This window comes from Sorangium sp. So ce1335, from assembly GCF_051521615.1.
GTDB lineage: Bacteria > Myxococcota_A > Polyangia > Polyangiales > Polyangiaceae > Sorangium.
On sequence record NZ_CP150363.1, the window covers coordinates 357,939 to 369,585 of the forward strand.

Annotated in this window: 6 protein-coding genes and 1 pseudogene; 6 read left to right on the forward strand and 1 reads right to left on the reverse strand. The window is 66.9% G+C overall.

What is annotated here, in order from left to right; all coding sequences use genetic code 11:
• The first annotated feature begins 17 nt into the window (after positions 1-17).
• The 5 genes and pseudogenes from WMF24_RS01290 to WMF24_RS01310 all read left to right on the forward strand — a co-directional run bounded on the left by WMF24_RS01290 (position 18) and on the right by WMF24_RS01310 (position 9,298).
• Positions 18-7,427 carry a SpvB/TcaC N-terminal domain-containing protein gene (locus WMF24_RS01290; RefSeq protein WP_437734506.1) on the forward strand — a complete coding sequence of 2,470 codons (7,410 nt, stop codon included), beginning with the start codon at positions 18-20 and terminating at the stop codon, positions 7,425-7,427.
• Positions 7,428-7,524: 97 nt separating this feature from the next.
• Entirely contained in the window at positions 7,525-7,734 is a 210-nt protein-coding gene (locus WMF24_RS01295; RefSeq protein WP_437734507.1) for a hypothetical protein, read from the forward strand.
• A gap of 50 nt (positions 7,735-7,784) precedes the next feature.
• Positions 7,785-8,183 (forward strand): annotated as a pseudogene (locus tag WMF24_RS01300) (ATP-binding protein); the annotation flags it as partial.
• A 66-nt stretch (positions 8,184-8,249) separates the two neighbouring features.
• A complete protein-coding gene (locus WMF24_RS01305) occupies positions 8,250-8,636 on the forward strand; it encodes a hypothetical protein (protein ID WP_437734508.1) in 387 nt (128 codons plus the stop codon).
• 50 nt (positions 8,637-8,686) lie between these two features.
• Positions 8,687-9,298 carry a hypothetical protein gene (locus WMF24_RS01310; RefSeq protein ID WP_437734509.1) on the forward strand — a complete coding sequence of 204 codons (612 nt, stop codon included), beginning with the start codon at positions 8,687-8,689 and terminating at the stop codon, positions 9,296-9,298.
• 195 nt (positions 9,299-9,493) lie between these two features.
• Here WMF24_RS01310 and WMF24_RS01315 read toward each other — a convergent pair whose 3' ends face one another.
• The gene (locus WMF24_RS01315; protein ID WP_437734510.1) at positions 9,494-9,619 is read right to left on the reverse strand and encodes a hypothetical protein; all 126 of its coding nucleotides are present in this window, start codon (positions 9,617-9,619) and stop codon (positions 9,494-9,496) included.
• 463 nt (positions 9,620-10,082) lie between these two features.
• Here WMF24_RS01315 and WMF24_RS01320 point away from each other — a divergent pair, with 463 nt between their 5' ends.
• On the forward strand, positions 10,083-11,645 hold the full coding sequence (locus WMF24_RS01320; protein WP_437734511.1) for a DUF1501 domain-containing protein: 1,563 nt from the start codon (positions 10,083-10,085) through the stop codon (positions 11,643-11,645).
• Positions 11,646-11,647: the final 2 nt, after the last annotated feature.

Here is an 11,647-nt window from a genome sequence, read left to right on the forward strand (position 1 = left end):
AGCGTCGGTGAGGCGTCATGAAAAAGAGAGAGCGATCCAGCGAGGGCCGTGAAGGCCAACCGGACACGATGTCGACGAACCGCGCGCAGGGGAAGCCCGATGAGGGCGCTGAAGCGCGCGCTGCGCGCCAGGACGGCGGATCCGGCGACGGGAAGGGCCGCGAACCTGGCGGGCAGCCCCTGTTGCCCGCGCTCACCCTGCCGAAGGGCGGAGGTGCCATCCGCGGCATCGGCGAGAAGTTCTCGGTCAACGCGGCGACGGGCACCTCTTCGCTCGCCGTCCCGCTCCCCGCGTCGCCCGGTCGCGGCGGGTTCGGCCCCCAGATCGAGCTCGCGTACGACAGCGGGGGCGGCAATGGCGCCTTCGGCCTTGGATTCGCTCTCTCGATCGCGAGCATCACCCGGAAGACCGACAAGGGCCTCCCGCGCTACCTGGATGACATCGAGTCTGACGACTACATCCTCTCGGGCGCGGAGGATCTGGTCCCCACGCTCGGCCATACCGGCGAGCCTGAAGTCGATCGCGGCACCCACGTCGCGCGCACCTACAGGCCGCGGGTGGAAGGCCTCTTTGCGCGTATCGAGCGCTGGATCCGAAAGGACGACGGCGACGTGCATTGGCGTGTGACCACCAGGGACAATACAACCCACGTCTATGGCCAGACGCCCGAGGCGCGCATCGCGGACCCGAGGGGTCCGGAGGTGGGACGCGATGCGCGCATCTTCAGGTGGCTGATCGAAGAGAGCCGCGATGACAGGGGCAACATCATTCGTTACGAGTACAAGGCCGAGGATGGCGACGGCGTCGACCCCTCCGACTTGAGCGAGAAGAGCCGCTTCGAGCGCCAGGGCGGGGACCTTGTCTTCCTCGCCACGGCCCAGCGTTACCTGAAGCGCGTCCGATACTGCAACGCGGCTCCGTTCGTCGCGAGCGACTTCATGATGGAGATGGTGTTCGATTACGGCGAGCACACGCCCGCCGAGGCGACCACCACCTCCGTGCCCACACCGGCGGACTCCGGACCGGGGTCCGCACCCTGGACGGTCCGCCAGGACCCGTTCTCGAGCTACCGCGCCACGTTCGAGGTGCGGACGTACCGGCTTTGCCGTCGCGTGCTCATGTTTCACCGCTTCCCCGCCAATGGCGCGCCGGTGCTCGTCCGGTCGACGGACTTCGAGTATGATGTCAGCGGAGCCTTCACCTACCTCGTGGGGGTCACGCAGGCGGGTTATATGTTCGATGCCGTCGCGAGCACGTGGCAGCGCCAGGCGCTCCCCACGCTGCGCCTCGACTACGTGCGGCCCGTCATCAACGACACGCTGAGCGCGCTCCCGCGAGAGAGCCTCGCGGGGATCGAGGGCGGCGTGGACGGAGCGGCCAAGCAGTGGATCGATCTCAACGGCGAGGGCATCCCCGGGGTGCTCATCGACGAAGGATCGACCTGGTACTACAAGGCAAACCGCGGGCAAGGAAAGCTCGAAGCGCCCCGCACCCTCTCCGCCTTGCCCGCGCCGAGCACGCTCGTGGGGGGCATCCAGCAGCTGGAGGACCTCGGTGGGGATGGCCAGCTCGATCTGGTCGCCTATGGCGCCCCGCTCTCCGGCTACTTCTCGAGCACGCCAGAGGGCGGCTTCGAGGCGCTCCGGACGTTCGAGTCCCTGCCGAACATCGACTGGAACGATCCGAACTTGCGCTTCATCGATCTCGATGGCGACGGCCTCGCGGATCTGCTGATCACCGAGGACCACGCGTTCGTCTGGTACCGCTCGAAGGCGAAGCAGGGCTTTGACGAAGCCCAGCGCGTCTTCTATCCGGACGACGACGAGCGCGGGCCGGCGGTCGTGTTCGCGGATCCGGAGCAGAGCATCCAGCTCGCCGACATGAGCGGCGACGGGCTCGTCGACATCGTCCGCGTGCGCAACGGCGAGGTCTGCTACTGGCCCAACCTCGGTTTTGGGCGCTTCGGCAAGAAGGTCACGCTGGAGAGCAGCCCGGTCTTCGCGGCCATGGACGCGTTCGACGCGCGGCGCGTCCGCTTCGGCGACGTCGACGGCTCGGGCACCAGCGACCTCTTCTATCTGGGGAGCGATGGCGTCGCCCTTTACCTGAACGAATCCGGCAATCGCCTCGCCGCGCCGGTGCCCATTCACTCGCTGCCGCCGGTGGACAGCGTTGTACGGCTCGGCATCGTCGATCTGCTCGGCCAAGGCACCGCGTGCCTGGTCTGGTCGTCTCCGATCCCGACCGCGCGTTCCATCTTTTACGTGGACCTGATGGCGGGCGCGAAGCCGCACCTGCTCCGCTCGGTCGTCAACAACCTCGGCGCGGAGACGACGATCAGCTACGCCCCGTCGACGAAATTTTACCTGGAGGACAGGGCCGCCGGCATCCAGTGGCTCACGCGCCTCCCCTTCCCGGTGCACGTGGTCGATCATGTCGAGCGCGTCGACGCGATCTCGAAGAGCCGGCTCGTGACGACGTATCGGTACCGGCATGGGTTCTTCGACGGCGCGGAGCGCGAGTTTCGTGGGTTCGCCCGCGTCGAGCAGCGCGACGCGGAGGAGTTCACGGTGGGAGCCTCCGGGACCGAGCTCTTTCAGTCGCCGGTACGGACGGTGAGCTGGTATCACACGGGCGCTTGGCTCGAGAAAGAGCGGCTGGAACGGGAGCTGGCAGAGGAGTACTTCCAGAAGGGGCCGGCCGCCATGCTCTTGAGGGACACCGTGCTCCCGCAGGGCATGTCCATCCAGGACGAGCGCGAGGCGGCGCGAGCGCTGCGCGGGCGCCTGCTGCGTCAAGAAATTTATGCCCTGGACGGCACGGGCAAAGAGAATATCCCGTATCTCACGACCGAACAGAGCTTCGAGGTCAGGCGCATCAAGACGAGCGAAGGCACGCGGCACGGCGTGTTCATGGTGCATGAGCGAGAGCGCGTCCTCATTCACAGCGAGCGCAAGGCGGACGATCCGCGCGTCGTGCACGACCTCGTGATGGACGTCGACGACTTCGGCAACGTCGAGCGCAGGGTGTCGATCGCGTATGCACGCGCCACGGGAGAGCCGGAGCAGCGGCGTGCGTGGGCGACGGTAGCGGAGGCCGATTACATCAACAAGCCAGCGGAAGACACGTGGTACAGGGTTGGCGTGCAATGCGAAGGGCGGATCTTCGAGCTCACCGGGCTCACGCTGCCGGCTGCCGGTCAGGGCTTGCTGGCTCGCTCCGCGCTGCACGATGACCAGGGGACGGGTATCCTCGATCTGCTCGATCCGGAGGACGATCTGCCCTACGAGGGCGAGCCGACCGGCCTTGCACCGCAGCGCCGCCTGATCCAGCGAATGCAGCAGGTCTTTTACAAGGACGACCTTACCGGGCCCTTGACGCATGGCGAAATCGAGCCGCTGGCGCTGCCGTACGAGCGTTACGAGCTCGCGCTCACGCCTGGGCTCGTGAGCGAGATCGTTCAGGGGTCCGGGCAGCTCAGCGCGACGGCGTTCGATCCTGCGGTGTTGCTGTCCGAGGGGCGTTATGTTCAGCGCGACGGGGGGTACTGGACGGCCAGCGGCCACCTCATCTTCGATCCCGCGCGCTTCTACCTCCCTGTCGAAGCGGTCGACCCGTTCGGCGAGCACTCCTTCGTTACCTACGACGACTTTGCGCTGCTCGTCGAGACCGTTACCGACCCGCTGAACAATCAGGTCCAGGCCGAGAACGACTACCGCGTCCTTGCCCCGTGGCGCATCACCGACCCGAACCTCAACCGCTCCGCCGTCGCCTTCGACGCGCTCGGTATGGTCGTCCGCAGCGCCGTGATGGGCAAAGATGGCGCGAACGAGGGCGACACGCTCGACAACCCGACGTCGCGCATTGAGTACGATATCCTTCGCTGGCAGATCGAGCAGAAGCCGGCCTTCGTGCACACGTTCGCGCGCGAGGTGCATCATTCGCACAGTCCCAGCACCCCGTTTCGAGAGAGCGTCGCCTACTGCGACGGCTTCGGTCGCGTGGTGATGCAGAAGGTCCAGGCCGAGCCCGGCGATGCGCCGCTCCGCGATGGCCAAGGTGTCCTCGTGCGCGACGGAGATGGCGGGCTCGTCCTCGGGCCCGTGACGGCCCGCTGGGTCGGGACAGGCCGCACGGTCTTCAACAACAAGGGCAATCCGGTCAAGCAGTTCGAGCCGTTCTTCAGCTCCACCGCGGAATACGAGGACGAGGCGGACCTGGTGGAATGGGGCGTCACGCCCATCATTCACTACGACCCGCTCGATCGCGCGGTCCGCACGGAGTTTCCCGATGGCACCGAGACCCGCGTGGAGTTCGATGCCTGGCTCACACGGACGTTCGATCAGAACGACGCCGTCATCGGGACGCCCTGGCTGGCCGAGCGGCAGTCGGGCTCGGCGAGCCCTGCAGAGCAGCGGGCCGCGACGCTCGCGCTCGAGCACGCAGACACGCCGACGGCCACGCACCTCAATGCGCTCGGACGTGCCTTTTGGGCCGTGACCCCAAATAAGGTCCACGGGGTGGACGCCCCCTCGTACCAGACACGCAGCAAGCTCGATGTCCAAGGCAATGTGCTCCGTGTGGTCGACGCGCGCGGCATCGATGCGGTTACTGTCCAGTATGACGTCCTTGGGCGGCCGTTTTCCACGACGAGCCCGGATAGTGGAGCTCGACTGGACGTCGTCGATATCGGCAACAAGGCGGTACGCAGTTATAATGGCAGGAGACAGAATCGCCGTTACGCCTACGATGTCCTACGGCGTCCGACACGCACGTGGCTGTTCCTCGACGGCGAGCCCGAGCGCCTCGTCAAGCGCGTGGTCTATGGCGAAGCGCATCCGGAAGCGTTACAGCGCAACCTTCGCGGGCAGGCGTACCAGGTGTATGATGGCGCGGGTGGGGTGACCAGCCAGGCGTACGACTTCAAGGGCAATGTGCTGCAGGCGTCGCGCCGGCTGCGCAGCGAGGTGCATGCTGGCGCGGACTGGTCGGTACTTTCAGCGCTCACGGACGTGTCGGCCATCGCTGCCGCGGCCGACCCGCTGCTGGAGGTCGAGAGCTTCGAGACGCATACGGAGTACGACGCGCTGAACCGGCCGACGAGCCTGATCGCGCCGGATGCGAGCGAGATCAAGCCCACGTACAACGAGGCGGGCCTGCTCGAACGCGTCGAGGTGCGCATCCGGGGCGCGGCGGCATGGACGACGTTCGTTGACAACATCGACTACGACGCGAAGGGTCAGCGAGAGCGGATCGACTACGGCAACGGCACGTCCACGGTGTACACGTACGATCCGTTGACCTTCCGGCTCTCGCGCCTGAAGACGACGCGGAGCTCGGACAGCGCGGTGTTGCAGAACCTGACGTATGTGTACGACCCGGTCGGGAACATCGTGGAAATCGGGGACAGCGCGCAGCAGACGGTGTTCTTCAACGATGACGTGGTGTCGCCGAGCGCGCAGTACGTGTACGACGCGGTCTACCGGCTGGTCGAGGCGACGGGCCGGGAGCACGCGGGCGGGCTGGCGGACGTGCAGCGTGACCAGAACGACCTGCCGATCCAGTCGCTGCCGCACGCGAACGACGTGCAGGCGGTGAGGAACTATACCGAGCAGTATGTCTACGATGAGGTGGGCAACCTGCTGAGGATGGTGCACCAGGCGGGCGCCGGGACCTGGACGCGGCGGTATGCGTACGAGGCGGCGAGCAATCGGCTGACGAGCACGAGCGTACCTGGGGACCTGGAGAACGGGCCGTACGGCGCGACGTATGCGCATGACGCGCACGGCAACATGACGGCGATGCCGCACATCGCGCAGCTGACCTGGGACGAGAACGACCAGGTGCGGAGCACGAATCTCGGCGGCGGCGGGGTCGTCTACTATACCTACGACGCTGCGGGTCAGCGGGTGCGAAAGGTGTGGGAGCACAGCGGGCTCGTCGAGGAGCGCATCTACCTTGGCGGCTACGAGGTGTACCGCAGGCGCAACAGCTCGGGGCTGGAGCTGGAGCGGCAGACGCTGCACTTGATAGACGGCGCGCGGCGGGTCGCGATGGTAGAGACGAAGACGGTGGACACCTCGGGGCCGTTCACGGTGACGCCGCGGGTGCGCTACCAGCTCGGCAACCACCTCGGGTCGGCGTCGCTGGAGGTCGACGGGGCGGGGCTGGTGATCGGGTACGAGGAGTATCACCCCTACGGGACCACGGCGTACTGGTCGTCGGCGTCGGGGATCGAGGTCTCGCAGAGGAGGTACAGGTACACGGGCAAGGAGAAGGACGAGGAGACCGGACTCTACTACCACGGGGCGCGGTACTACGCGCCGTGGCTCGGGAGGTGGACGGCAGCGGATCCGGCGGGGATGGTGGACGGAACAAACTTGTATGCATATGCCCGCAACACTCCCATTGTGCTACATGATCCATCGGGCACACAGACGAGAGGTTATCTGGTTCAGACGGATCCAGGAAGCGTTCTCGTCGACGTTGTACCTGCCCCGGCCGACCCTCCTGCCCTTGAGGTAACGGTACGCGGGAGCCCCAGAAAACCGGCGGCACAGACGCGAAAGACCGAGGCCCAGGCTGCGCCGGAGGCGGCGCAGGCCCCTGAACCGCCGGATGATGATGGTACCATTGGCCAGCCCGGCTTGGTCGAGAGCCTGATCCCCATCTGGGGCTCCGGGCGCTCGGCCATCCAGCACTTCCAGAAGGGCAATATTGGACGCGGTCTCCTGTACAGCGCGCTGGCTGTCAGCGATGTCTTCTTGGTCAAATCCATGCTGACCGCCGCTGGGAAGGTATTCGCCCGGAGCATCGCTGAGGCGGCCATGAAGGAGGCGGCGGCGAATGCCGCGAAAAACATGACCGTAAAGGGTGGCGAGGAGGCCCTCGCAAAGGGGGCCGCGCAAGGCGTGGTCCACCTTACGACGCCCGAGGCGAAGCTGGCTATCGAGGCAACTGAAGGCGGGGCCAAGCTGGGCAGCAAATGGGGCGTCTTCGCGCTAGACGCAGGGAAGGTGCCTGCCTCTCAGTTCTGGCGCAACGTGAAGACGCTCGTCCCCGGCCCCCTGTCTGCCGAGGTCCAGGTCGGCGTGGATGCCGCAAGATGGTTTGGCCGGCCGCCGGTGTACGGGGCGTTTTCTACAATTCGCCGTATCGCAGGCGTCCGCTCGACGCCCCTCGGATCAGTGGGTTTGACAACGGGTCAATTTATTCCCGGTGAAATTTTCAAGAGTGGCGCGTTTCGGATGGCCACTCGCGAGGAGTATGTGCTACAGGTAGGCCATCAGTGGCTCTTGGATTATGGAATCGACGCCCTGATCTACACTGGCGTAAAAGGAGGGGCATGGACCTACGACATCAGTGATAGTGATGGTTCGGAGGCGCCCCAAATGTTCTTCAACTACGGATTCGGGGGCCTGTTCTGAGGATCGTTCAATGAGAGACAAACCCGAACACAGGGCGTCCTGGCTGCGCGCGGCGCTCGTCGCTTGCGTGGTCTTCGGTATACCGATGCTCTTTGTCATGAGCTACCCCATCCATGCGGCCGCTGCCTGGGGCGCGCTCGTTCTGGCGTACTTGGGCCTGCTCCGACTGTTCGGTACCCGGTTCGTGATCGAGGGCGCTGTGGCCATCACGGCGCTCTCGATCATATTGGCCATCGCCATTCACGCGACGCACATCGTCAAGGAACGGACCACAGTGCAGCCGCTCCCGGCGGAGCAGCCTCGATGAGGCTCGTGCGTGGGTTCGGCACCTGCGGCTGAGGGCGCGCCAAGCAGCACGCAATCGTCGTCGGCACGACCGGCACGGGCAAGAACTACGTCGGCGCCGCGCTCGCCGAGGCCGCCTGCCGCGACGGCTACCGCGCGCTGCGCGTGCGGGGGCCGCGGCTGCTCCAAGACCTGGCCATCGCCTGCGCCGACGGCCCGTGCGGCGCGGCGCTCAGCCGCCTAGCGAAGCTCGACGTGCTCGTGCTCGACGACCTGCTGATCGCGCCGATGAAAGACACCGAGCTGCGCGACCTGCTCGAGGTGCTGGAAGACAGGTACGACCAGCGGTCGACCGTGGTGACCAGCCAGGTCCCGACGAAAAGTTGGCACGAGATGCTCGTGGACCCCACCGTCGCCGACGCGATCTGGGGAGCACGGTGTAGACGGCCGCCCCGATCCGCAGATTTCTGACCCTCGCGTCGTGAGGCCTGGTGCGAGCACGGGCGGCCGGGAAGTTCGCCCGCACGAGGGGCGGCGGTGGAGATCGCGCCCAAGCGGCGCGAAGCGGCCTCGATCAGAGGTATCCAAGTGTCGGCGCAGCTCGCCGCGGCCGCTTTGCTGGTCACGCTCTATGAGAACGAGGCCCAGGCGGCAGACCTTGATACCGCGGCCAGATACAAGAGTGCAGAGGATGAGAAATCTTGGTTCGAGACGGCTCTGGAATGGGCTGGCCCATTTGGGCTTCTCGAATCGAGCTCTGTCGCGTTGGGGCCGAACTTCAGCAAGATCAAAGAGAGATCGGCGGCTGTGATCTCGGAGACAGAGAAGGAATTGGGAAGAAGTTTGACATCCGAAGAGGCTGGGATGATCCGGCAGGATATCTACAATATCTGGGCTGAATCTGCTACGAGCTCCCAGCATTGATGCTACGGCGCTCGTGCGAGTGAACCGACAAGGATAGGGCTGGTCCTGAGATGAAAATGACAGATGTTCGAGCTGCGTCTTGCGTTGTGCTGCCCGCAGGAAGGTTGCTGTACAAGCCCTCCGACGAGCTTCGCTACGTCGTGGTTCACAGAGGCCGAGCGGGCGAATTCTGGCTCGTGGAGGATGGATGGACAGCGGAGAGTATCGCTGCGGGGCCTTTTCGTCCCGAGGATATCCTGCGTGCCTTCAGGCTGGCGAATACGTTGGTGCCTGAGGGGTGCGAGCTCGGTCCGTGGCAGACCGGCATCGGCTTGTTCAAGCCAGCGAAACTGCCGTCCCACCCCGGTGATTGGTCGCGGGTCGAAGCTGCGTGGCTCGCGCCGTCGGTGTCGCGGTACTCCGACTCCGATATCAGGAAGCCCATCAACGAGATATGTTGCGCGCCGCCGCAGGATCCTCCTCGCGTCGAGTGGAAGGCTGCGGACACGCCGGAGACGCACGAGCCGCCTGACCTGGTGTACGAACTCTGCCAGGAGTCGCGTCTGAAAGAAGTGGGCACGCTCCGACGGCCATGGAACGCGCATCCTCCCGGCTCACCGCTGCTCGCAGAGAGCAAGGAGCTCAACGGCATATTCGTCGTCATCGATCTTCCGCCTGCGTGAACTCGTGGTCGACAACGTGCCCCACGGCGGGCTCGGGCGATAGACGAGGTACGACCAGGCGAAGAACAGGCGCATTCCCACGCCGATCGCCCTCGCTGGACACGAGCGGAGAACGGGACGGCGGTGAGCTCCGCGCACGTGAGGGGCGAGTTCGTCGAGGCGCAGCGCCGGCCCGAAGGCCCGGGGGCGGCCGGCTCAAGAGGCGCGCACGAAGCTCCGCTCCGATGTGGACCCGCGCGCGACAGCGGTCGTGGTCACGTCGTTCATCATCGGCGCGATGACCCAGCTCGGGGTCGACGCCGCGGCGTTCGAGTCCATCACGTCGCCAGCGAGCTCGATCGATGGCTCGCCGCCGCGCCATCCGCCGCGCCGGCCAGGCGGGCGCGCCGCCGCGCGTGAGGTGAACGCGCGTCGCGATCGTGCGCCGGTATATCGCCTGGCGCCCAAGGAGCGCATCCTGGGGACGTCGACGCGCGGGGAGCCGGCGGGGCGAGGGCGCTGCCTGTGCCCGAGCGGTCCAGCTCGGATCGCCTCGCCAGACTGACGCGCTGCAGCGCGGCGCGCTTCATGACGCCTCATGAATAACGACGAGCCGGGCAGGATTCAGTGAAGGATTGACGGGCTCGCCGTCATTTGAGATCGGTGACGCGCGCGACGGCGTGGGAGCCGCCGGAACGCCCGGGAGCTCCTTCGTGCCGCCGAGCGCGGGATCGGCCGGGGGGGCGCTCGCGTCGCGGGGCGCGCGTCGTGTGGGTCGTTGCCGAGGGAGACAGGTGCTGAGTCGATGAGACGTCGTCGTTTTCTGCAGTCGGGGGCGGCGCTGGGCGCGATGGCCGCGGCTGGCACGCTCTTCCGGAGCACGGGGGCCAGGGCGTCGTTCGGCGAGACCCCGGAGCCCTACCGGCAGATCGGGCTCCCGCCCGAGCTCCGCGCCGAGAACATCCTGGAGGTCTTCCTGTACGGCGGTCTGACCACGTGGGAGACGTTCTATGGAGTCCAGGAGTACGGACGCCCCGACGACCCGAATCCCGACCTGCGGCGGACGCAGCTCTACACCTTCCATGACCCCGCCGCGCCGAAGCACACCGTGCTCGCCGCGGCGCTCGGCGCGTGCGGGAGGGCGGAGGACAGCGCGCGGCTCGTCCCCTTCGCCCGCGACGCGCTCGGCATGAACGTCCACCTCGGGCCGCTCCTCGCGCCCCTGATCGCCCGGAAAGACATCCTCGACCGCATGCGGATCGTCGTGACGCGGCACGATCTCGAGCCGCACGAGGCCGCCATCCCCTATGCGCTGTGCGGCCGCACGCTCGGCTCACCGCAGATGGCGTGCCTCGGCGCCCACGTGCAGCGCCACGCGATGGAGCACGGCGATCCGGCGCGCTCGGCGCCCTACGCGTACACCTTCACGGATCTCGGCGTCCCCGGCGACAACCTGGGGGCCTCGCTCGCGACCGGGCTCCACCCGGCGACCGCGCGGCCGCTGCTCCTGCGCGCGAGCAGCGACGAGTTCCTTTCCCTGCTGCAGAGGCCGAAGCTCGGCGACGCGCCGCAGCGGGCGGCGTTCGACGGGCTCCTGTCGCGCTACGTCGAGCAGTACCGCGACCGGGTCCGGTACGACCGGCGAGGCGAGCCGCTCCGCGCCGCGCGCCTGTCGGAGCTCAGCCAGACGATCCGCTCCGTCGCGAGCGCGCACGAGCTCGACGCCGTGCTGGACAGCGCGCTGTTCGAGCAGACCGAGAGCCCCCTCTGCGGGGAACTGGGGGGCACGGCGGTCAACGCCCCGGCGATCTGCCTGCGGATCATCGCCCACCTGCTCACGCACCCCACGCTGCCGGCGCGCTACTGCTGCTTCATCGATCCGGGGCTCATCATGGCCGACGGCGGCGGCGGCTACGACACCCACGCCGAGACGTGCCTCACGCAGACGATGAACCTCGGCAACACGCTGACCGAGCTCCTGTCGCACGTCCGGAGCCCGGACGAAGAGGGGCCCAAGGCCGCGGGGAAGATCGATCTCCACAGGACCCTCATCATCCTCAACATGGAATTCGGCCGCTCGCCCGGCGCCCAGAACGATTTCGGCCGGAACCACTGGCCCTATGGCTATGTCACCGTGTACCTCGGCGGACCCATCCGCGAGGCGCAGCGGGGCATTTATGGGGCCATCGGGCCGGACGGGCGCGCCACGACGTACGTGAAGCCGCCGGAGCAGCGCATCGCGGCGCTGCTCGCGCTGGGCATCTGGCCGTTCGCCCAGGAGGGCTTCGGGGTGAGCGACGTGGAGGAGACGCGCAACGAGGGCGAGTCCGCAGAGGCGGCGCTCGCGAGGGTCCTCGGGCACGGATGAAC